The organism is Nonomuraea roseoviolacea subsp. carminata (assembly GCF_024172185.1).
In the GTDB taxonomy this organism is placed as follows: domain Bacteria; phylum Actinomycetota; class Actinomycetes; order Streptosporangiales; family Streptosporangiaceae; genus Nonomuraea; species Nonomuraea roseoviolacea.
This window is the reverse complement of sequence record NZ_JAMZEC010000001.1, coordinates 1,911,153-1,933,525: the sequence shown is the minus strand read 5'-3', so window position 1 is coordinate 1,933,525 and position 22,373 is coordinate 1,911,153. Positions and strand designations below refer to the sequence as shown.

The following is a 22,373-nucleotide window of genomic DNA, read 5'->3' as shown; positions in this document are numbered from 1 at the left end:
CTCAGCCGAGCCGCCGCAGGCCGGGGTCGCCGTCGGCGAGACGGGTGGCGACCAGCCCGCGCGCGGGCTTGCCGGTGGGGGTGCGGGGCAGTTCGGGGACGGCGTACCAGCGGCGGGGCCGCTGGGCGGTGTCGAGGCCGCTGCGGGCCGCCGCCTCCAGCCTGGCCCGCGGCGGCGGGGCGGCGTCGCGGGTCTCCAGGACGGCGGTGACCACGGACCCGAGATAGGGGTGGGGCGAGCCGACGACCACGAGGTCGCCCACGCCGGGCACGCCGCGCAGCACCTCCTCGACGTCCTCCGGCACCACGGTCGCGCCGCCCGTCTGGATCGCGCCGTCACCGCGGCCGCGCAGGCGCAGCACCTCGCCCGGCCGGTACGGCTCGGCCAGGTCGCCGACGGTCATCCAGCCGGCGTCGTCGGTGCGCAGCGGACCGGTCGCGCCGGCCAGGTAGCCCTCGGACAGCCAGGGGGAGCGGGCCCAGACCTCGCCGAGGCCCTGCCCGTGCTGGGTGCGGACCTCGATCTCGACCTCGGGGAACGGGCGCAGCCCGGCGCCGTCGGCGTCCGCGGCCACGAAGGACAGCTCGGTGGCGCCGTAGTAGGACACGACGTGGACGCCGGCCGCCGCCCCCCGCTCGCGCGCGCCGCCCGGCAGCGCCGCGCCGCCGATCAGGGCCGTGCGCAGCGGGCTCGGGGTCCGGCTCAGGGCCTCCAGCACGTCGGGCAGCCCGTGCGGCACGAGATGGACGACGGTGGCCTCCGCCAGGTCGGCGGCCAGGTCGGCCGGTGACCAGCGGCCCGGCAGGACGGCCGTCGCGCCGGTGGCCAGGGTGTGCATGGCGGCGAAGGCGTACAGGGAGGACACCAGCGGCCCGGGGATCAGGACGACGTCGCCGGGCCCGATCCCCGCGAGGCGGTTCAGGTGCGGGAAGGAGGCCGTCCACGACGCGCGGGTGCGCACCACGGCGCGCGGCCGGCCGGTGCTGCCGGAGCTGAAGCAGGCCCACGCCGGGTCGCCGGGAGCCCCGGCGCCGGGAGGGGGCGGCGGGGAGGCGGCCGGGGCGGACAGAGGGGCGTCGATGAGGGCGTCCACGGGGACGGCCCGCATGACCTGCGCGCGCCGCTCGGGACCCCAGGACGGGTCGCACACCAGCGGCGTGGCCCCGGCCAGGTCGGCGGCCAGCACCGCGACGAGCATCTCGACCGGGTCGTCGAGGCTGACGGCGACCAGCGCGCCCCGGCCTGCCTTCAGGTCGGGTAGGCCGGATGGGTCCGGCGAGGGAGGGGCCGCTCGGCCGAGGAGGTCGGGCGAGGGAGGGGCCGCTCGGCCGAGGAGGTCCGGCGAGGGTGGGGCCGCTCGGCCGAGGAGGTCCGGCAGCCGCCGGGCCGCCCCGGTGATCCGGGCGGCGAGCTCGGCGTAGCTCAGCTCCCCCGACCGGCCGCGGACGGCCGGATGGCGCGGACGGTCGGCGGCGTGGCGCAGGACCTGTGCGGAGACCGGCATGTCGGGGTCAGCGCCTCCCCTGGGACGCCGCCGCCCGGTCGCCGCCCGCGGCCGGGTAGGCCCGGAACACGCCGCGCGCCACGATCGACGCCAGCACGGCCTTGGCCAGGTCGCCCGGCAGGAAGATCGAGCTCAGCGCCCAGGCCTTGGCCAGCGGGAGGCCGGTGACGGCCGCCTGAACCGGGACGCCCAGGAGGTAGACCACGCCGATGCCGCCGGCCAGGCACGCCGCCAGGAGCCGCGCGATGCCGGGCGTCCGGCCGCCGCTCCCGGCGATCCAGCCGACCAGGGCGGCGCCCGGGAGCCAGCCGATCAGGAACCCGGCGGAGGGGCCGGTGAACACGCCGAGCCCGCCGCGCCCACCGGCCAGCAGGGGCAGGCCCGCGGCGACCAGCACGAGGAGGACGGCGACCGCCAGAGCGCCCCGCCGGGCGCCCAGGACGGCGCCCGCCAGCATGACGCCGAACGTCTGCAGGGTGATCGGCACCGCGTTGCCCAGGAGGTTGAGGCCGCCGGGCAGCCCGAGCACGGCGATCAGGGCGGCGAAGACGCTGATGCGGGCCAGGTCGCCGGTGGCGAGCCGGCGGCGGGGCGGGTGATCCCCTGAATCCTGGGGCGGGGACGGCACCTGTTCGTCTTGTGTCATAAGGCAGATCTCACATCAGGACGTCATCGGTCAGACATGGCGGGATCCCACAACATTTCCCGCTCTCCTCTGACGGAGGGCGGGTGGCGGTCCAGCCGTCGCCGAGCCCGGCGCCGCGATCCCGCCGTGGTGCCGGGGCCGGTGCCGCCGCGCCGAACGGAGTTCACCTTACCCGGGGCCGGTCCGTACCTCTGCCTGGTCGGATCCGTGCCCGGGGCGGGGCCGTCAGTGGTGGCGGGGGGCTGCGGCGCGGGGCAGGAGCCGTACCAGGGCGCAGCAGACGAGGGTGGTGACGGCCACCGCGGTGAGGCTGCGCGCGGCCGCGACGGCCTGGCCGCCGGCCGGGGAGCCGAAGTAGACGGTGGTCACGGCGGCGGCGCCGACGGCGTTGGCGAGCTGCTGGACCGCGGTGAGCGAGCCGGCGGCGCTGCCGGACTCGGCGGGGTCGATGTCGCCGACCGTGATGACGTAGACCGTTCCGGAGCAGGTGCCCATGCCCAGGCCGACGACGAGCACCGGCGCGACGAGCGACCAGCCGCCGGTGGCGGTGCCCGAGACGAGGACCAGCACCAGCAGCCAGCCCATGCCGGCCAGGGTGACGACGAGGCCGGCGGCGACGAGGCGGCGGCCGAGGCGGGCGATGAGCCGGTGGGAGGCGACGGAGGCCACGACGATGCCCGCCGCCACCGGCGCCAGGCCCAGCGACGCCCGCACCGGCGTGAAGCCCAGGCCCTTCTGCATGAACAGCGACAGCACGTACAGCAGGCCCGACACCGCCGCGAAGTACGCGACGCCGAGGACGAGCCCGGAGGTGAACCCGCGGTTGCGCAGCAGGGACGGCTCGATGAGCGGGTTCGCCGCCGTGCGCTGACGCCGGGCGAACAGGGCGAAGAAGGCCAGGCCGGCGGCCATGCACAGCAGCGGGGCGGCTCCCCAGCCGTGGGCCGAGCCGTCGATCAGTCCGTAGAGCAGGCCGAGCATGGCGGCGGCGAGCAGGGCGGCGCCGGGGCCGTCGAGGGAGACGGCGGCGTCGCCGGGGTCCTTCGGCAGCAGGCGGGCGGCGGCCAGGACGACCGCGCCGCCGAGGACGCATCGCCCGCCAGCCGAGGCCGAACAGGTCGGCCTCGATCAGGCCGGCCGCCAGGACGGGACCGCAGACGGCGGATCCGCCCAGGGCGGGCAGGAAGGCGATGAAGGCCGTGCCGAGCCGGTCGTGCGGGAAGACCGCGCTCAGGATGCCGAACCCCTGGGGGATCAGCAGGGCGCCGAAGGCCCCCTGGATCAGCCGGGCCGTGATGAGCGAGGCGGGGCCGGGGGCCAGGCCGCAGGCGATGGAGGCGAGGGTGAAACCGGTGATGCCGGCCAGGAAGGTGCGGCGGCGGCCGTACTTGTCGCCGAGTCGGCCGCCGGGCACGAGCAGGACGCCCAGCGCGAGGGCGTAGCCGGCGCCCAGCCACTGGACCAGGGCGTCGCCGCCGCGCAGGTCGGCGGCGATGGTCGGCGCCGCGACGTTGGTGATCGTGGAGTCGAGGAGGTCGAGGACGCTCGCCGCGATGACGACGGCCAGGACGGCGCGCCGCCTCGCCGGCGAGAGGGCGGGGGCCGCGTCGGCGGGGGCGGCGCGGGCGGGGGAGGGCACAGGGGTCCCCTTCCTGAAGTCCGTGCGCGACGCAACACTGTGTGCGTCGCACAAATGGTGTGTGACGCACATGAATGTGGAGCATGAGGAGCCGGATGTCAAACAGAAAAGAGCGCCGGTCCGGGGGCGAACCCCCGGACCGGCGCTCTCGGCGTCCGGCGCTCTCAGCCGTCAGGCGGTGATGCCGTCAGGCGGTGATCAGGCCACGTCGAACCGGTCGAGGTCCATGACCTTCGCCCACGCGGCGACGAAGTCGGTCACGAACTTCTCCTTCGCGTCGTCGCTCGCGTAGACCTCGGCGAGCGCGCGCAGCTCGGAGTTCGACCCGAAGACCAGGTCGGCCCGGGTGCCGGTCCACTTGACCTCGCCCGTGGCGGAGTCGCGGCCCTCGAAGGTGTTCGCGTCCTCGGACGTCGCCTTCCACGCCGTGCCCAGGTCGAGCAGGTTGACGAAGAAGTCGTTGGTCAGCGTCCCGGGGGTCGCGGTGAGGACGCCGTGCGGCGACTGCTGGTGGTTGGCGCCCAGCACGCGCAGACCGCCGACGAGGACCGTCATCTCGGGGGCGCTCAGCGTGAGCAGGTTGGCCTTGTCGAGCAGCAGGTACTCGGCCGGCAGGCGGTTGCCCTTGCCGAGGTAGTTGCGGAACCCGTCGGCGGTCGGCTCCAGGGCGGCGAACGACTCGACGTCGGTCTGCTCCTGCGAGGCGTCGACGCGACCCGGCGTGAACGGCACCTGGACGTCGAAGCCGGCGTCCTTGGCGGCCTTCTCGACGGCGGCGGAGCCGGCGAGGACGATCACGTCGGCCACCGATACCCGCTTGCCGCCCGTCTGGGAGGCGTTGAAGGCGTCGGCGACACCCTCGAGGACGCGCAGCACCGTCGCGAGCTGGTCGGGGTCGTTGACCTCCCAGCCGCTCTGCGGCTGCAGACGGATGCGGGCGCCGTTGGCGCCGCCGCGCTTGTCGCTGCCGCGGAAGGACGAGGCCGACGCCCACGCGGTGGACACGAGCTGCGACACCGACAGGCCCGAGGCCAGGATCTGCGACTTGAGCGTGGCGACGTCGGCGGCGTCGATCAGCTCGTAGGTCCGCTCGGGGAGCGGGTCCTGCCACAGCAGCACCTCGGAGGGGACCTCCGGGCCGAGGTAGCGCGCGACCGGGCCCATGTCGCGGTGGGTCAGCTTGAACCACGCCCGCGCGAAGGCGTCCGCGAACTCGTCGGGGTTCTCCAGGAAGCGCCGCGAGATCGGCTCGTAGATCGGGTCGAACCGGAGCGAGAGGTCCGTCGTGAGCATCGTCGGGGCGTGGCTCTTCGACGGGTCGTGCGCGTCGGGGACGGTGCCGGCGCCGGCGCCGTCCTTCGGCCGCCACTGGTGCGCGCCGGCCGGGCTCTTGAACAGCTCCCACTCGTAGCCGAAGAGGATCTCGAAGAAGCTGTTGTCCCAGGTGATGGGGGTGTTGGTCCAGATGCCCTCAAGGCCGCTGGTGATGGTGTCGCCGCCCTTGCCGGTGCCGAAGGTGCTGCGCCAGCCGAGGCCCTGCTCCTCGATCGGGGCGGCCTCGGGGTCGGGGCCGACGTGGTCGGCCGGACCCGCGCCGTGGGTCTTGCCGAAGGTGTGACCGCCCGCGATCAGGGCGACCGTCTCCTCGTCGTTCATCGCCATGCGGCGGAACGTCTCGCGGATGTCGCGGGCCGCAGCGATCGGGTCGGGGTTGCCGTTCGGGCCCTCCGGGTTGACGTAGATGAGGCCCATCTGGACCGCGCCGAGCGGGTTCTCCAGCTCGCGGTCGCCGGTGTAGCGCTCGTCGCCGAGCCAGGTGGTCTCGGGGCCCCAGTAGACGTCCTCGTCGGGCTCCCACACGTCGGCGCGGCCGCCGGCGTAGCCGAAGGTCTTGAAGCCCATCGACTCCAGGGCGACGTTGCCGGCCAGGATCAGCAGGTCGGCCCACGAGAGATTCTTGCCGTACTTCTTCTTGACCGGCCACAGCAGGCGGCGGGCCTTGTCGAGGTTGCCGTTGTCCGGCCAGCTGTTGAGCGGCGCGAAGCGCTGCTGACCGGCCCCGGCGCCGCCGCGGCCGTCGCTGATGCGGTACGTGCCGGCGCTGTGCCAGGCCATGCGGACCATGAACGGGCCGTAGTGGCCGAAGTCGGCCGGCCACCAGTCCTGCGAGGTGGTCAGCACCTCGGCGATGTCCCGCTTCACGGCCGGCAGGTCGAGGCTCTTGAACGCCTCGGCGTAGTCGAAGTCGGCGCCGAGGGGGTTGGCCACGGCGGGGTTCTTGGCGAGGATCTTCAGGTTGAGCCGCTCCGGCCACCACTGGTGGTTGCCGCCGCCCTGGGTGGGGTGCGCGGCACGCCCGTGCGCGACCGGGCAGCCGCCCGTTTCGCCGTCTGCCTTCGGGTCTGTGACGATTGCGTCGTGGTTCTCGGACATGGGAATCCTTCCGTCGGACAAGGCCGATCCGTGCTCAGGAAGTGCAGGCGGTGGAACATTCGGGGCACAGGCCCCAGTAGATGACCTCGGCCTCGTCGATCGAGAAGCCGTGGTCGTCGGAGGCGTGCAGGCACGGCGCGTCGCCGACCGCGCAGTCGACGTCGGCGACGACGCCGCACGAGCGGCACACGACGTGGTGATGGTTGTCCCCGATACGCCCCTCGAACCGGGCGGGGCTGCCCGCCGGCTCGATCCGGCGTATGAGGCCCGCCGCGGTGAGCGCGTGCAGGGCCTCATAGACGGCTTGAAGGGAGATGTGGCCCACGCGGTCGCGCACTCCGGAAGCGATCGCCTCGACGTCGAGGTGGTCGCCGTGCCGGACGGTCTCGAGCAGCGCGACGCGGGCGGCCGTGACCCGCAGGCCGACGCCGCGCAGCTCCTCGGCGGTGGTGGGCGCGCTCATGCCGCCGAACCTACCTTCATAAACACGAACAATACAAGAGAACGAACGATGCAAGCTTAGCGGCGCGCCGTGGACCCGGCCGTGGTCGGCAGGTGTTTCGCGAGGTCAGCGCCCGGGCGGCGGTCAGCCGGTGTCGTCGCGGCGGGCGCGGGCCGCCTCGGCCCGCAGGCGGGCGGCCCGCTCCTCCAGCAGCCGCGCCTGCTCCTCCGGCGAGGGCGCCTCCACGGGCTCCGGCTCCTCCGCGTCCGGCTTGGCGGCCTCGGCCTTGAAGGCGCGCAGCGAGCGTCCGATGGAGCGGGCCACGTCGGGCAGCTTCTTCGAACCGAACAGCATGAACAGGACCAGCCCGATGGCGAGCAGCTCGCCGACCCCGAGATTCTCCATGATCCCCCCGTGGTGGAGCACGCGGTCAAGCCCTATGCCATCCTACGTCCGCGCAGGTCAACGGGGGTGGGAGCGACTCAGGCGGGCCGGTAGACGAGGTGCTGCACGCCCGTGGCGAAGGTCTCGGCCGAGACCAGGGTCAGCGGGATGGGGTTCTCGCCGTCCTCGAACAGCCGCCGGCCCCTGCGCACGGCGATCGGGTGCACCAGCAGGCGCAGCTCGTCCAGCAGGCCCGCGTCCAGCAACTGCTGGACGACCGAGATCGAGCCGCTCACGGCGATGTGCGTGTCGCCCGGCTCGTTCTTCAGCGCGGTCACGGCCTCGGCGAGGTCGCCCCGCAGCAGTTCGGAGTTGCGCCAGGTGAACTCCAGCGGCTGCCGAGACACGACGATCTTCCGCGCGTCGCCGAGGGCCTTGCCCAGTCCGGCGTCCTCGCCGCCCGCCGCCTCCCGCTCCGGCCAGGCCCCGGCGAAGCTGTCGTAGGTCTCGCGTCCCAGCAGCAGCGTGTCGGCGGTGGCCAGGCTGTCCATCACGGCGGCGCCCATCTCGTCGCTGAAGTAGGGCAGGTGCCACGCGGCCGGCTCCTCCACGACGCCGTCGAGCGAGATGAACAGGCTGGCGATGATCTTCCGCATGGTGGTGCTCCTCAGGGAGAGGGGCGGTCCGCCGCCCCTGCTGTGGTCTGGATGTCTCCAGCCTGCGGGACCGCGCTTACGGCTTCCCTAAGGAGGACTTATGGTCTTACGGGCGGATGGCGCCGACGAGGCGGCCGCGCCAGTAGCCGTCCAGCTCGCTGATCTTGATGACGTCGCCGGTCTGCGGCGCGTGGACCATCTTCCCGTCGCCCGCGTACATGCCCATGTGCCCCAGCCCCTTGCTGAAGACCAGGTCGCCGGGCTGCAGGGCGTTCAGGGGGACGCGGCGGGCGGCGCCCCAGCTCCACTGCGTCCAGGTCGTGCGGGGCAGCGAGACGCCGGCGGCGCGCCAGGCCGCCTGGGTCAGGCCGGAGCAGTCGTACGAGCCCGGCCCCGTGCCCCCGAACCGGTAGGGCTTGCCGATCTGGGCGAAGGCGAACTGCAGCGCCACGCGGGCGTTGCCCGAGGCGGGTCCGGAGTACGTCATGCCGGTGCTCCTGGGGTCTCCGCTCCTGAAGGCGCCGATCCGGCGCAGCAGCCTCGTCTGCTCGGCGATCAGCTTCTCCACCTTCGCCCTCTCGCCGCGCACCCTGTCACGGGCCGTCTCGGTCTCGGCCAGGACGCGGCGGGCCTCGCCGTACCGGTCGCGTAAGTCCTTGGTCGCCGCCTGGAAGGCCCGCAGCCTCGCCGCCCTGGTCTCGGCGATCCGGTCGAGGGTGGCCAGGCCGCCCAGCACGGCTCGCGGGTCGCCGTCGGCGACGACCCCGACCCAGCCGGGCAGCGGGCCCGAGCGGTAGTCGCCGACCGCCGCGGCCATGAGGTCCTCGCGCAGCTCCGTGGCCTGGGCGTTCTTGCGGGTGAGCTCGGCGTCGAGGCCGTCGTGCCGCTTCTTGGCCCGCTTGTACGCCTCGGTGGCCTGGTTGTACCGCTCGACCATCTGGTCGGCGCGTTCGTTGAGCTTCTGGAGCCTCGCCCGGACCTTCGCCGGCGACGGTTCGGCGACGGCGGCGCCGGGGGTGACGACCAGGACGGCCGCCGCCAGCGCCGCCGCTAACGCGATCTTCCCGAGCCCTGCCGGCATGCTCACTACGACGCCTCCTCGTAGATATCGAAGCTTAGGCGAAAGGGTACAGAGGATTTGGGCTGGTTGATCTATCGGTTCGTGCGCGTGCCGGCGCGACGGCGTACTAGCCGCGGTAGTGGCCGGCTCGTACGGGCCGCGTGTGGAGATACGCGGGCGGGCCGCGGCGCGTTCACCGCGGCCGCGGCTCCGGAGGCCGCGGAGGCGGGGAGAGCCTCCGCCTCCGCGGCGTCAGCCCTGGAACTCGGGGTAGCCGTAGCCGACGACCTGCGACTTGGGCCTGACGCGCTGTTCCACGCGGCCGTCGCCGGTGTTGCCCTCGATCGTGGTGATCGTGCCGTTCCCGTTGTCCTTCTTGACCAGGCCCACGTGGTCGATGCTGCGGATGCGCCCGCCGTTCCACGAGAAGAACACGACCGCGCCGCGCTCGGCCTTCCCGCCCCACCGCTCGTGCCTCTTGAACCACCTGGCCCAGGCGACGGTGTAGGCGTCCGCGCCCATGCTGTCCTGCAGACCGGCCTTCTCGCCGACCCACGAGACGAACATCGCGCACCAGGGGGCGTTGCGGTAAGCGCGGATGCTGCCGCCGTCGCGGGCCACGGTCTGGGCCGCGCGGGGCGAGGACATGTACCAACGGTGGAAGCGGGTGCCGCCGCCGGCCCGGTTCTCCTTCACGCCGATCTGGGACTTGGCGACCTTCAGCAGGGCGTCGGCGGTCAGCAGGGCCTTGTGGGCCGGGGCGGTCTTCGGGGCGGTGGCGTTCACCTGGGGCGGGGCGGCCTGCGCGATCTTCTCGACGGGAGCGCTGTTCTGGATCGGCGCGACCTTCTCGATCGGGGCGCTGTTCGGGACCGGGGCGTCCTGGGGCGGGGCGTCGGCCCGGGCCGGAGCGTCAGCCTGGGCCGGGGCGTCAGCCTTGGCGGGGACGTCGTCCAGGGCGGCGGGGACGGTGGCGCCGCGGGAGGCGGCCGTCCGCTCGGCGGAATGGGGGTCGTCGGCGGAGGCCGGGAGGCCGGACAGGACGACGCCGGCGGCGATCGTCACGCCGAGGGCGAGCCGGGGGAGGGCGGCGGACGTGCGAGCACGAGAGGGGACGTGCGAGGTCATGCTGGGGGTTTGCTCCTTGCTTCCATGCCGCCTACCGGGTTAGCTGACGGGTTCGGGCGTGGAAGTGCCCTACGGGACGCCGCCGTGGACGGCGCTCCGATTCACCCCAAGGGGATTGGGTCCCCGGCTCCGCGATGACCGCGGATTCGGCGGCCGCGCCAACCCGGGCAGGATCGGATCCCGCCTGGGCGGCGCGGTCTTGGCAGTGGTGAGGAGCCCGGCCGATGTCTCTCCCGGCCGTACTCCTCGGGGCGCTCAAGGTAAGTGATGGGTATAGGGCCCGGCAAGAGGTGGTTTGTCGGCTTTTGTCATGAAACATCCCTGAACTGGGGTTTTATGCAGAATCCTTTACCTTTGGTGGAGTCTGTCGGGATCGGCGCGCGCCCGGTGCGGATGTGACTACTATCACTCATAGTGGGGTTCGAGGCCGGCCAGCAGGTTGAAGGAGCCGGTCAGCAGGTTGAGGGCGACCAGGCCGGGGAGCTCGGCGATGATCCGGTCGCTCCAGCCCTGCTCGCGCAGGCCCGCGACGTCCGCGTCGGTGATCGAGGACGGCTCGGCGAGGACGCGGACGGCGACGCCGATGAGCGCGGCCTCGCGCGGGTCGGCCGAGGTGCCCTGGCGGGCGAGGGCGATGTCGGCCTCGCTCAGTCCCGCCGCCTTCGCGGCCGTCGTGTGGGCGTCGAGGCAGAGGCCGCAGCCGATCCGCTCCTGGACGGCGAGGGAGATCTTCTCGCTGAGGGCGCGGGGCAGCTTCGAGCGGCGCATGGCCCGGGACAGGTCGAGATAGCCCTGGAGCACGGCCGGGGAGTGGGCCATCGTGGAGATCATCTCCCCGGCGCCGCCCCTCCTCTCGATGATGTCGTCCAGCAGTTCGCGCGACTTCCCGGGCGCCTCCGCCGGGGCTAGTGGGGTCAGACGTCTCATGGGGTCACTCCTCGGTCTCGGGTGGCGATACTATACCCCCGCACCGTATCGAGGAGGCTGGAGAATGACACCCGGAGGACGACTCGCCGAGCACCTGACCCGCTGGCTCGGCGCCTGGCCACCCGCGTCCGAGCTGGACGTCGTCGGCGAACCCGCGCGGACGCGGCCCGGCTGGGACGGCAGGCTCCACCCGGTCATGGGGATCGCGTCGCCCGAGGGAGGTGTCCTGTCGGTCCCGCCCGCGCACGCCGGGCCGGTGACGCGCCTGTACGCCGAGGAGGCCGACCTCGCCGCGCTGGGTCCGCGCGTTCCGGCCCTGGTGGGGTATCCGGAGCGGGAGTGGTTCACCGCCGTCTACCGGTGGACGCTCGCCCCGGCGTCCCTGCCCGAGGCCGGGGAGTGGACGGCGGCGGAGGACCCTGGGACGCCGGCGTGGCTGCGGCCCTTCGGCGGGGACGTGCTGGTCGCCCGGGACCCGGAGACGGGGGCGCACCTGGCGGGCGTGGGGATCAAGAAGCATGACCCGTACGGTCACGAGCTGGCGGTCGTGACAGCTCCCGAGGCGCGCGGGCGCGGGCTGGCCCGCGCGCTCGTCGCCCAGGCCGCCCGCCGGGTGCTCGACGAGGGGGCGGTGCCCACCTACATGCACGCCCCCGACAACCTGGCCTCGGCCGCCGTCGCGGCGGCGGCCGGCTTCCCCGCCCTCGGCTGGACCGCCTTCGGCCTCACCGAGGAGCCCGCACCGCCCGCGACGTGACGCCCCCGGAGACGTGGGGACGTGACGCCGTCGCGCGCGGTCTTCATGCCGCTCCATGGCGCGACGCCGTGCGCTCTCGGCCCACGGCGCCGCGGGCCTCCCGCGAGAAGGTCGCCCTCAGGAGGTCTTCCGCCCTCAAGAGTTCTCCCGCCACCAGAGGGTGACCCCCTCAAAAGGGCCGCGCCGTCAAGAGGCCGCGCGCCCTCTGGGGGCCGCCCCCAGAGGGGCGCACGCCGTCGGGAGGTCATCCCCCCAGAAGGCTGCCCCCCCAGAAGGTCGCCCGCCGTCTGGAGGTCGCCCCCAGAAGGTCGCCCACCCTCTGGAGATCGACCCCCAGAGGGTCGCCCGCCGTCAGGAGGTCGCCCGTCCTCAGAAGGTGTACGTGCGGGTGACCGCCGTGAGGCCGCCGTCCTCCCGGGTCGAGGCCACCAGCGACGGTGGCATGGCGGCGAACCCCGGCACCGCGCGCAGGCCGTCCGTCTCGGCGACCGCCGTCACGCGGACCGGGCCCGCCCCCGCCACCCGCAAAGCGATCTCGGCCCCGCCGGCGGGCAGGCCGCGGAAGCGCACCTCGCCCGGCCAGGTCCTGGCTCGCGTCCCCGTCACGGGCACGGTCACGGGCGTGAGCCCGCGGGCCGCGGCCGTCGCCCCGGTGATCGGGCGTTCGACGCGGAGCGTCACCGAGCGGGCGCCGCGACCGGCGCGTACCCGCAGCCGGATCGTGCCGCCCTCGCGGCCCAGCAGCGTGAGGCGGGGAGCGGCGGCGGGGGCGGCGGGCGCCGGCCCGGTCCACAGCGCGCCGCGGGCGTAGCCGGGCGGGAGCCCGGTGGTGTCGTGGCCGGAGACGTGACGCCTGGTCCAGGCGGGCGGGTCGGTGTCGGCGCTGACCCAGTGGGCCGTCCGCGCGTCGGCGTCCATCACGTACGCCAGATGCGTGCGCCCCGGGTCGGCCGCGTCGAAGCGGTCCACCGCCAGCCCCCCGGCGGTGAGGGCGAGGGCGAGCGCCGCGGCGACGGCCGGCACGGCCGGGCGCCACCGCCGGGGCAGCAGCAGCTCGGCGAAGGGCAGCAGCGTCAGCGCGAACAGCGCCACGACCAGGGCGGCGGCCCCGCCCAGGGCCAGCCCCAGGCCCTCGAAGACGAGCCGGGCCATCGCGGGCAGCAGCACCGCCGCCAGGGAGGCGCCGGCCGTCAGCGCCACCACCCGCCAGCGCGGCGGCAGCAGCACCGCGCCCAGCCCGCCGAGCGCGCCCGCCAGCGCGGGCAGGGTGAGGACGAACGCGGCGCCCGGCGCGTACGCCGCGCACGCGACCCCCAGCACCGCCGGCCAGGCCAGCGCGCCGACCGCCAGCGCGGCGGGCCCGGCCACGCGCCGCAGCGCCACGTACCAGGCCAGCACCGAGGCCACGGCCAGCAGCGCGACGGCCGCCTGGAACGGCCCCGGCCGGTGCAGCAGCCCGCCCATCACGTCGTACACGGGCTGGACCCCGGCCATCACCTGCCACTGCCCCTGGGCCAGCACCACGGCCAGCGCGAGCGGCGCGATCCCGGACACCACGCCCACGGCCAGGCGCGGCAGGCTGAGCAGCCGCCTGCGGCGGGCCACCAGCGCGAGCCCCGCGACCGCGGCCACGGCCAGCAGGGCGAGCGGCCACACGAGGCCCTGCGGATAGCGCACCATGACGCCGAGGACCCGGAAGTACGTGGCGTCGTGGCCCGCCCGCAGCGTCGCGAGGTCCGCGTTCCCCAGCGTGCGGGCCAGCGCCAGCATCGTGGAGCCGTGGTGCTGGAGGCTGCCCCGGTCGAGCTGGTCCAGGGAGTCCTGGGCGGTGTGGTAGCGGGAGGAGCGTTCGAGGTAGGCGAAGTTCATGCCGGTGAACCCGGCCTGGGTCAGCGGCGTGAAGTCGGTGTTGTTCGGCAGCAGGCGGTAGATGGCCATCAGGGAGGAGTTGCCGCGCGGGTGCGGCACGGACTGCCCGAACGCGCGCACCAGCTCGGCGTCGCCGGGGGTGGTCTCGAACAGCATGGAAGGCCCGGCGACCCCGCGGGCCTCGAAGTTGAGGAGCACCCCGCCCTCGCGGCCCAGCGGGTGCTCGCGGGCGAACGCCTCCGCGCCGAGCACGCCGTCCTCCTCGCCGTCGCTCATCAGCAGCACGAGGTCGTTGCGGAGCGCGGTGCCGCCGAGCGCCCGTACGGTCTCCAGCATCGCGGCGACGGCCGCGGCGTCGTCGGAGGCGCCGGGGCCCATGGACGCCGAGTCGTAGTGCGCCGCGATCAGCACCGTCCCGGTCGGGTCGCTGCCGCGCCGTACCGCCACCAGGTTGTGCACCTGCCCGAACGAGGCCAGTCCCGTCGAGGCGTTGGCGCCGATCGCCCGTTGCGTCATGACCTCCAGCCCCGCGGCCCGTAGCTGCCCGGCCAGGTAGTCCCTGGCCCGCGCGCCGGCCGCGCCGCCGATCGGGCGCGGCTCGGTGGCGAAGCGTTCGAGATGCCGCAGGGCCCGCCCGGCGCTGAACTCGCTGCTGGGCGCCGAGGCGGGCAGGGGTTGCATGGTGCTGTCCGCCATGGCGGTCAGCATGATCAGCGCGGCGAGGACGAGCAGGGCCGACAGCCCCGCCACGACCCGGCGCGGCGCCTCGATCAACGTTCCGGTCATGACGAGGAACGCTAGGTCCGTGCCCTTACGGGGGGTAATGAGGCGTGTGCCCGGAATGACCTGTGGTTTTCCGCAGTGCTTCGTCAGCGCGCCCGCCGGGATCGCCCGGCCGCGCCCTGATCGTCCGAGCGGCCAACCAACCGGGCGCGGCGGTAGTCCAACCCCGCGTGAGCAACGCACTGATCGACGGGGACCCGCAGCGGCTCGGCGCGTACTGGCTGGCCGGGCGGCTGGGCGCGGGCGGCCAGGGCGTCGTGTACGAGGCGTACGACCAGGCCGGCACGCGGGTGGCGGTCAAGGTGCTGCGGGGCGACCTGGCCGGCCAGAAGGAGCTGCGGGGGCGGATGGCCAGGGAGGTCGTCGCGGCGCAGCGGGTGGCGTCGTTCTGCACCGCCCGGGTCCTCGGCGCCGATCTCGACGGGCCCAGGCCGTACATCGTCAGCGAGTACGTCGAGGGCGCGAGCCTGCGGGAGGCCGTTACGGGCGGCCGGCGCTTCGCCGGGGACGACCTGCACCGGCTGGCCACGGCGATCGCCACCGCGCTGACCGCCGTCCACGACGCGGGCGTCGTCCACCGCGACCTCAAGCCCGACAACGTGCTGCTCGGGCCCGACGGCCCGCGGGTGATCGACTTCGGTGTGGCCAGGACGCAGGAGATGTCGCTCACGACGACCGGGGTGGTGGCGGGCACGCCCGGCTACATGGCGCCCGAGGCGTTCTCGGGGGAGCGCGTGGGGCCGGCCGCGGACGTGTTCGCGTGGGGCGCCGTGGTGCTGTTCGCGGCCACCGGGAAGGATCCGTTCTCGGGGGAGTCGCTGGGCGCGGTCATGCACCGGGTGCTCTCGCACGAGCCCGACCTCGCCGTGCTGCCCGGCTCGCTGCGCGGCCTGGTCCGCGCAGCGCTCGCCAAGGACGCGGCGCGCCGCCCGCGCTCGCGCGAGCTGCTGCTGGGGCTCCTCAACGCGGACGGTCCCGCCGGGGCGGACGGGGCGGCGGGGGAGACGGCGCGGCTGCTCGCGCGCGGCGCCGACGACGGCGGTCGGCTCGGGGCGCCCGGCGACGACCCGGCGCTCGGCGTCATCGCCGAGGACGCCTACGCCGCCCTCTCGCCCGCCGACCGGGAGCTCGTGCCGGACGTCTTCCTGCGCCTGGTCACGGTCACCGAGGACGGCTTCCTCATGCCGCGCGAGGCCCGCAGGAGCGAGCTGCCCGCCGACGCCGATCGCGTGCTGACCGCCTTCCCCTACCTCGTGTCGGCCGTGGACGGCGGGGAGCGGCTCCGCCTGCTGCGGCCCGCCCTGCCGCTGGCCTGGCCCCGGCTGCGCGCCTGGATCGCGGCCAACCGGGACGGGCTGTCCATCCACCGGCAGATCTGGACGGCCGCCGAGCGCTGGGAGGAGCGCGGGCGCAAGGACGCCGACCTCCTGCACGGCAGCTCCCTCGACGACGCGCTGCGCTGGGCCGCCGCCGAACGCCGCAACATCACCCTCACGCGTGCCGAACGGGACTTCCTGGAGGCCGGCGCGGCGCTCACCAGGCGCCGCTCGCGGCGCACCAGAGCGCTGGCCGCCGGCCTCGGCGTGCTGCTGGTGGTGTCGCTGGTCGCGGGCGGCCTCGCGGTACGGCAGAGCGTCACCCTGGCCGAGCAGGGGGAGACGCTCGCCCGGCAGCGCGACACGTCGGAGTCCGCCCGGCTGGCGGGCGTCGCCGAGTCGGTGCGCGGCCGCGACCCCGTGCTCGCCATGCTGCTCAGCGCGGCGGCCGGACGGCTCTCGCCCACGGCCGAGGCGCGGTCGAGCCTGTTCGCCTCGCTCGCCGACCAGGCCACCGGCGCCTTCCACGACCCCGCGACGGGCCCGGACGTGGCCCGCGCGCTCAGCGTCGACGGCCGCACGCTGGTCAGCGTCAGCCCCGGCGAGGCGCGGGTCTGGGACGTGGCGACCGGCCGCCGCACGGGCGGCTTCACCGGCGCCCTCACCACCCCCGGCCGTCCCGCGGCCCGGTTGCGGCAGGTCGCGGTCAGCGAGGACGGCCGCCTGCTGGCGGTGGCCGACACCAAGGGCGTGGCCCTGTGGAACCTCGCCACCGGCGCCCGGGTGGGCCCGCGCGTGCCCGCAAGCGAGGAGATCGACCTGCAGATCTCCTTCAGCGGCGGCCTCCTCGTCATCGACACCGGGCAGGGCAAGACCATCCGCGATCCGCGCACCGGCCGGAGCACCATGGTGCCAACGCTGGACAAGGTGGCGGTCCACCCCGGCGGCGACTACGTCGTGGCGGGCGGCAAGCGGTGGGCGCTGCCCTCCGGGAAGGCCCTGCCGGGCTTCCCCGGGATCTGCTCCAACTGCGCCGCGTGGGCGGGCTTCAGCCGCGACGGGCGGCGGCTGGCCATCGGCGACGACAAGGGGCTCACCGTCTTCGACGCCCGCACCCGCAAGGAGCTGACCTTCCTCGCGGACTGGGACCGCATGGCGACACCGGTGTTCGACCGGGACGGCCAGGTGCTCGCGGGGCTCGGCGCGACGCTGCGGCTCTACGAGGTGGACGCCGACGAGCCCCTGGTGTACGAGCGCACGCTCCCCGACCTGGCCTCCGCGATCGGGTTCGGGCCGGACGGTGTGCGGTACCTGAGCGAGGACACGGTCGTCACGCTCCCGCCGTACACGGTCGAGGCGGAGCCCGCGGACGAGGTGGAGCTCGACCCGGGCGGCCGGCTCCTCGCCTCCCACGCGCTGGACGCCTCCGACGTGCGGCTGGCCGACCCCCGCGGGTGGGACCCGTCCAGGGCGCGGACGGCCGGGCGGGCGCTGGCGGCCGGTCCGTCGGACCCGTACGACAGCGAGCTCAGCTTCAGCCGCGACGGCCGCCGGCTGGCGCTGCGGCGCAGCGAGGACGTCGTCGTCTGGGACACCGCCACGGGCGGCGAACTGGCCAGGGTGCCGCTCTCCGGCATCACCGACGGCTCGCTTCCCGGCCCGGCCGGGCTGTGGACGGCCGAGGCCAGGACGTTCACCCTGTGGGGGCTGCCCGGCGGGCGGCGGGTCAAGCAGGTGTCCAGGCCGCGCCTGTCCGGCTGGACGGTGACCGCGCGGGGCCGGCTGGTCGGTCTCGACGCGGACCGGCTGCGGATGGTCGACCTGGAGAGCGGGCAGCCCTACGGGCCGCGGCTGCCGTTCCCGGGCGCGACCGAGGACGTCTGGTTCGACGCGGACGCGAAGCTGGTCGCCGCGGACTTCGCCGGCAAGGTCGGCGTGTGGGACACGCGCACGGGGGCGCAGGTGGGCGACTGGCTGCGGGTGGGGGCGGCGCCGTGGGCGGCGGCGTTCTCGCCCGACGACCGGCTGTTCGCGTTCGCGTCGCAGGACAAGACGCTGACCGTCTGGGACGTGGGGCGGGGGCAGCCGGTCGGGCCCGTGGCCCGGCTGACGGACAGCGCGCGGTCGGTCGTCTTCACCGCGGACTCGGCGGAGGTGGTGGCGATCGGCCGCAAGGCGCGGCTGACCCGGCTGCCCGTGGCGGTCGGGCCGCTGATCCAGGCGGTCTGCGCCCGGGCCGGGCGCGGCCTCACCGCGGCGGAGTGGGCGCGCCACCTCCCCGGCCGGGCGTACCGACCGGGGTGCTGACCTCGGCCGGGCGTACCGGCCGGGGTGCTGACCGCACCGGCGCCCGGGCGCCGTCATGAGCGGGGCGTCGTCAGCCCTGGCCGGACCAGTACGCCTGGGCGCGCTGCCAGGCCGCGGCGCCGACCGCCCGGCCGAGGGCGCGGCCCTGCAGGTCGCCGGCGCGGAAGTGGATGCCGCCGTAGCGCCTTGACAGCCCGGCCTGGTCGGCCGCCTCGGAGAAGGTGTGCCAGCGCAGCGTCACGTCGGCGGCCGGGGTGACGCCCGGCTCGACCTGCGACGAGCCCTTGGCGATCACGGCCTGGCCGCCGAACGCGTCGCCGCCCGTGAAGCTGCGCAGCACCTCGGCCGCCGCCCCGCTGAACGTGCTGTGTCCCGAGACGTACTCCGCGAACGGCGGCGTCGGGAACGTGGGCACCTGGTAGGGCACCCAGGTGGCGCCGTCGATCACCCGGCCGCCCCAGGTGGGGATCCGCCGGCCCTGGTACAGGTAGCGGACCGCGGTGATCGGGCGGACGGAGTCGTGGTCGCGCTTGACCTCCCAAGCGGCGATCCCGGCGTCCATCACCGAGTTGGCCAGCGCGAAGAACATCTTCACGTCGTCGTCCAGGCCGTGGCCGTCGCGCGCCGACACCTGCTGGGCGAACAGGCACCAGTGGCCGGGCGGGGTCTCGCTGTTCGGGCCGTCGGCCCAGTACTCGGCGATCGCCTTCTGATGGTCGGTCAGCGCCGCCGTGCCCGCCACGATCTCGGCGGCCTGCGCCCGGAAGGCGGTCGTGCCGTTGGCCGCGGGCGCGGGCACGCCGTCGGCGAGGGCGCGGGCCCGGCCGCTGAACGACGCCACCCCGCCCCAGTGGGGCGCCAGGAACGGCGGCGTCACCACCACCCCGGCCTTGTTGCGGTACGTGAGCGGCTGCCAGCGGCTCGGGTCGTCGACCGAGGTCAGCGGATCGGCGACGACCATCGGGGCGTTGACCGGGGCGTAGCCGGTGGTGTCGGCGTAGCCGCCGAGCTGGTTGGAGCCGTCGGCGTGCCGGTGGTCGAGCACCGCCGCGCAGGCGGCCAGGCCGGTGCGGGCCGGCTGGCCGGAGGTGTCGGCCGGGTCGTAGCCCAGCTCGGTCATCAGGGCGTCGAAGGCGGGCCGCTGCGCGGGGTAGAGGTCGGCGGCGGCCTGGTGGGCGGCGTAGCTGATGGCCTCGGCGCGGTTGGCCTCGGTGCGCTCCGGCTCGGGCCGGCGCAGCGAGCCGCCCAGCCGGGTGCCGACGGCGACCGCGTCGTAGGCGGCCCACGCGTCGTACGCGCAGGTGTGGACCACGGCCAGGGCCCTGGCCACCTGCGGCGGGCCGAGGGTGCCGGTGCGCACGGCGGCCAGCACCGCCTCGTTCCATCGCACCACGACGTTGCGCCCGGCCCCGGTGTGCGCCCCCGCGGACGCCGGGGAGGCCGTCGCCGGGTGGGCTAAGGCGGCGGGCAGGAGCAGCGTGGCGGTGGCCGCCACGGTGAGCGCGAGCGCGCGTAAGGACGTCCGGTCGGGCATGGCAGATCTCCTCGCGTAGCGGGCCCCCGTGCATCTGGCCTGGCGATCATGCCATGCTCGAACGCGTATTCGAGCTAACTCGAAGGTGGGTGTTGCCTATCCCCTGGTGCGGGTCACGGGAGCGGGTGGCCGGCGTGGGGGTTGGCGGCGGCACCCTCGGTGCTGAGCAGCACGAGCGCCGCGTCCGGTCCGAGGCCCAGGGCCGCGCGGCGCTCGTCGTGCCCGTCGCCGGTCAGCGCGGCCCGGACGCCCGCGAGCGAGGCGGCGCCGCAGGGGCCGGAGGAGACGCCGAGCGCGGCGAGGTCGCGCGCCGCGCAGGCGGCGTCGGCGTCCGTGACGGCGACGGCCGCGTCCAGGCCGCCCATCAGGTACGGCCAGGCGGCGCTGGACGGGGTGCCGCAGTTCAGCCCGGCCATGATGGTCTCGCCGGTCGCGATGGCGACGGGCTCCCCGCGCACGAGGCTCGCCAGCACGCAGGCCGCGGCGCCGGGCTCCACGGCCAGCAGCGCCGGGGGGTGTCCGGCCGTACGGCTGCGGTAGTGCGTGACGACGGCCTGGGCGAGCGAGCCCACGCCGACGGGCACGGCCACCAGGCCGGGCGAGGTCACACCGGCGGCGGCGAGCTGCGTGTCGGTCTCGGCGAGCAGGGTGGAGTAGCCCTCGACGATCCAGCCCGGGATCTGCTCGTAGCCGGGCCAGGCGGTGTCCTGGACGAGGAGCGCGTCCGGGGCCGCGGCGGTCTCGGCCGCCAGGCGCACCGCGTCGTCGTACGACCCGGCGACCTCGGTGACCTCGGCCCCTTCGGCGGCGATGGCGGCCACGGCCTGGGGATGCACGCCGCGCGGGACGAGCACGCGGGCCCGCAGGCCGAGCAGCCGGGCGGTGCGGGCGACGGCGCGGCCGTGGTTGCCGTCGGTGGCGGTCACGAGGGTGACCGGTCCGTCCTGGACGTCACCGGCCGCCGCGCGCTCGGCGAGGGCGCGGTGGACCGCCCATGACGCGCCGAGCGCCTTGAACGCGGGCAGTCCCAGGCGGGACGACTCGTCCTTGACGAAGACCCGCCCGACGCCCAGCTCGGCGGCGAGGGCGGGCAGCTCGGCCAGGGGAGTGGGGGCGTAGCCGGGCAGCGAGGCGTGGAAGTCGCGCACGACCGCGGGAGCGGGGGCGCACCTCCAGGCGCGGGCGCCCGCCCGCGCGAACCAGGCGGGCGTGGATGTCGATGAGCTCGGTGGCACCCGATCAGCGTGCCATGCCCGGGCCCGGCGCACGACCGCCCGGTCACGCCGAGCGGTGGACGACCCGCCCGGGCGCACGACCCCCCGGTCACGCCGAGCGGTGGACGACCCGCCCGTCGAGCATGGTCAGCCACGCGTCCACGCCCGCCAGCGCCTCCGCCGGCAGGCTCCGCACGTCCGCGTCGAGCACCGCCACGTCGGCCAGCTTGCCCGGCGCGAGGGACCCGATCCGGTCCTCCATGCGCAGCGCGTACGCGGCGTCGAGCGTGTGCGCGCGCAGCGCCTCCTCCAGCGTGATCGCCTGCTCGGCCCCGATCGGCCCGCCCTCCCGGGTGCGGCGGCGCACCGCGTTGGCCACGGTCTCCATGGGCCGCAGCGAGGAGACGAACGAGTCGCTGGACAGCACCGGGCGCAGCCCGGCGTCGATCTCCTCGCGCATGGGCTGGAGCCGGTGCGCCCGCTTGTCGCCGAGCCGGCGCACGAAGTCGGTGCCGCTGTCGTGGAGGAAGTTGGGCTGGTTGACCGGGATCACGCCGAGCGCCGCGAAGTCCCGTACCTGGGCGGGCGTCGGATGGCCGCAGTGCTCGATGCGGGGCCGCGCGTCGTCACCCGAGACGGCCACGGCGGCCTTGAGGGCGTCGAGGGAGTAGCCCATCGCCCGGTCGCCCTGCGTGTGGATGCCGATCTGCCAGCCGGCCGCGGCGGCCCGGCGCACCAGCTCCGTCAGCTCGTCCGGCCGGTGGTAGAGCGAGCCCGTGAAGTTCTCGCCGTACGGCTCCTCGAACATCGCGGTGCCGCCCAGCAGCGTGCCGTCGCAGTAGAACTTCATCGCCCCGAAGCGCAGCCGGTCGTCGCCGAACGGCCCGGCCAGGCCGATGGAGCTCAGCTCGTCCAGCATGTGCGACAGCGGCATGACGACGGTGCGCACCGGCAGCGTGCCCGCCTTCCACGCCGACCGGTACACCAGCAGCTCCCGTCGCGACACCTGCGGGTCGCACACGGTGGTCACCCCGGCCCGCAGATAGGTGTCCCCGGCCATCTCCAGCCAGGACCGCAACTGCTCCTGGGGCAGGTCCACGTGGAAGTTCGGGCCGTGGCAGCCGATGTCCACGGCCACGGGCAGCAGCAGCTCCATCGCCGAGTCGAGCACCATGCCGGTGAGGCGGCCGCCCTCGTCCCGCACGAACGCGCCGCCCGCCGGGTCGGCCACGTCCTCGCCGATCCCGCGCCAGGCCAGCGCGGCCGAGTTGACCACCGCCTGGTGCCCCGACACGTGGTAGACGATCACCGGGTGGTCGGTGGTGGCCTCGTCGAGCTGCCGCCGCGTCGGCCGGCCGGTCGGGAACTTCGCGTCGTCCATCCCGTACGCGCGGATCCACTGGCCGGCGGGGGTCCGGGCGGCCTCCGCGGCGACGGCGGCGACCAGGTCGGCGGCACTGCCCACGGCCGGGTAGCGGGCGTCCACCGCCACCAGCGTCTCGGCCGTGGACAGCAGGTGGTTGTGCGGGTCGATGAAGCCCGGCACCACGCTCCGGCCGCCGGCGTCCACGACCTCGGCGCCCGGCCCGGCCGCGGCGAGCACGTCCTGCTCGCGGCCGACGGCCAGGATGCGGCCGTCCCGCGCGGCCACGGCCTCGGCGGCCGGGTTCGCGGGGTCCATGGTGATGACCTTGCCGCCGGTGATGACGGTGGTGGGCACGAGGGTTCTCCTTCTGGGACGGATGCGATCTCAGGGGCTTGCGCCGAGGGACGG

Annotated in this window: 16 protein-coding genes, 1 pseudogene and 1 riboswitch; of the genes and pseudogenes, 2 read left to right on the top strand and 15 right to left on the bottom strand. The window is 75.1% G+C overall.

Annotated features, from left to right (window positions below; all coding sequences use genetic code 11):
• Position 1 precedes the first annotated feature (1 nt).
• From HD595_RS08730 to HD595_RS08685, 11 genes and pseudogenes are all read right to left on the bottom strand, one after another.
• The gene (locus HD595_RS08730; protein WP_253767360.1) at positions 2-1,504 is read right to left on the bottom strand and encodes a class I adenylate-forming enzyme family protein; all 1,503 of its coding nucleotides are present in this window, start codon (positions 1,502-1,504) and stop codon (positions 2-4) included.
• Positions 1,505-1,511: 7 nt separating this feature from the next.
• Positions 1,512-2,150 (bottom strand): biotin transporter BioY, encoded by a 639-nt coding sequence (locus HD595_RS08725; protein WP_253767358.1) that lies wholly within the window; start codon positions 2,148-2,150, stop codon positions 1,512-1,514.
• Between the two features lie 225 nt (positions 2,151-2,375).
• Positions 2,376-3,131 carry an MFS transporter gene (locus tag HD595_RS08720; RefSeq protein ID WP_253767356.1) on the bottom strand — a complete coding sequence of 252 codons (756 nt, stop codon included), beginning with the start codon at positions 3,129-3,131 and terminating at the stop codon, positions 2,376-2,378.
• Between the two features lie 247 nt (positions 3,132-3,378).
• Positions 3,379-3,861 (bottom strand): annotated as a pseudogene (locus HD595_RS47190) (MFS transporter); the annotation flags it as partial.
• 126 nt (positions 3,862-3,987) lie between these two features.
• Positions 3,988-6,222 (bottom strand): catalase/peroxidase HPI, encoded by a 2,235-nt coding sequence (gene katG / locus HD595_RS08715; RefSeq protein WP_253767355.1) that lies wholly within the window; start codon positions 6,220-6,222, stop codon positions 3,988-3,990.
• Positions 6,223-6,256: 34 nt separating this feature from the next.
• Positions 6,257-6,685 (bottom strand): Fur family transcriptional regulator, encoded by a 429-nt coding sequence (locus HD595_RS08710; protein WP_253767353.1) that lies wholly within the window; start codon positions 6,683-6,685, stop codon positions 6,257-6,259.
• 123 nt (positions 6,686-6,808) lie between these two features.
• Complete coding sequence (locus HD595_RS08705; RefSeq protein WP_253767351.1) at positions 6,809-7,069, bottom strand: twin-arginine translocase TatA/TatE family subunit; 261 nt, start codon at positions 7,067-7,069, stop codon at positions 6,809-6,811.
• A gap of 77 nt (positions 7,070-7,146) precedes the next feature.
• Positions 7,147-7,704 carry a dihydrofolate reductase family protein gene (locus HD595_RS08700; protein ID WP_253767349.1) on the bottom strand — a complete coding sequence of 186 codons (558 nt, stop codon included), beginning with the start codon at positions 7,702-7,704 and terminating at the stop codon, positions 7,147-7,149.
• 106 nt (positions 7,705-7,810) lie between these two features.
• Positions 7,811-8,785 (bottom strand): C40 family peptidase, encoded by a 975-nt coding sequence (locus tag HD595_RS08695; RefSeq protein WP_253781107.1) that lies wholly within the window; start codon positions 8,783-8,785, stop codon positions 7,811-7,813.
• Positions 8,786-9,016: 231 nt separating this feature from the next.
• Positions 9,017-9,892: a CHAP domain-containing protein gene (locus HD595_RS08690; RefSeq protein WP_301309473.1), complete on the bottom strand. Its 876-nt coding sequence runs from the start codon at positions 9,890-9,892 to the stop codon at positions 9,017-9,019.
• A 13-nt stretch (positions 9,893-9,905) separates the two neighbouring features.
• A riboswitch (cyclic di-AMP (ydaO/yuaA leader) is annotated at positions 9,906-10,054 on the bottom strand.
• 243 nt (positions 10,055-10,297) lie between these two features.
• Positions 10,298-10,819: a carboxymuconolactone decarboxylase family protein gene (locus tag HD595_RS08685; RefSeq protein ID WP_253767347.1), complete on the bottom strand. Its 522-nt coding sequence runs from the start codon at positions 10,817-10,819 to the stop codon at positions 10,298-10,300.
• 64 nt (positions 10,820-10,883) lie between these two features.
• Between HD595_RS08685 and HD595_RS08680 the strand changes: the two genes are divergently transcribed.
• Positions 10,884-11,576: a GNAT family N-acetyltransferase gene (locus tag HD595_RS08680; protein ID WP_253767345.1), complete on the top strand. Its 693-nt coding sequence runs from the start codon at positions 10,884-10,886 to the stop codon at positions 11,574-11,576.
• A gap of 369 nt (positions 11,577-11,945) precedes the next feature.
• Here the strand turns inward: HD595_RS08680 and HD595_RS08675 are convergent, their stop codons facing one another.
• Positions 11,946-14,231, bottom strand: coding sequence for a M28 family peptidase (locus HD595_RS08675; protein WP_253767343.1), 2,286 nt, complete (start codon positions 14,229-14,231; stop codon positions 11,946-11,948).
• 167 nt (positions 14,232-14,398) lie between these two features.
• Between HD595_RS08675 and HD595_RS08670 the strand changes: the two genes are divergently transcribed.
• Positions 14,399-17,851 carry a WD40 repeat domain-containing serine/threonine protein kinase gene (locus HD595_RS08670; RefSeq protein WP_253767341.1) on the top strand — a complete coding sequence of 1,151 codons (3,453 nt, stop codon included), beginning with the start codon at positions 14,399-14,401 and terminating at the stop codon, positions 17,849-17,851.
• A gap of 70 nt (positions 17,852-17,921) precedes the next feature.
• Here HD595_RS08670 and HD595_RS08665 read toward each other — a convergent pair whose 3' ends face one another.
• From HD595_RS08665 to HD595_RS08655, 3 genes are all read right to left on the bottom strand, one after another.
• The gene (locus HD595_RS08665; RefSeq protein ID WP_253767339.1) at positions 17,922-19,385 is read right to left on the bottom strand and encodes a vanadium-dependent haloperoxidase; all 1,464 of its coding nucleotides are present in this window, start codon (positions 19,383-19,385) and stop codon (positions 17,922-17,924) included.
• Between the two features lie 113 nt (positions 19,386-19,498).
• Positions 19,499-20,620 (bottom strand): diaminopropionate ammonia-lyase, encoded by a 1,122-nt coding sequence (locus tag HD595_RS08660; RefSeq protein ID WP_253767337.1) that lies wholly within the window; start codon positions 20,618-20,620, stop codon positions 19,499-19,501.
• An 88-nt stretch (positions 20,621-20,708) separates the two neighbouring features.
• Entirely contained in the window at positions 20,709-22,280 is a 1,572-nt protein-coding gene (locus HD595_RS08655; RefSeq protein ID WP_253781104.1) for an amidohydrolase, read from the bottom strand.
• Positions 22,281-22,373: the final 93 nt, after the last annotated feature.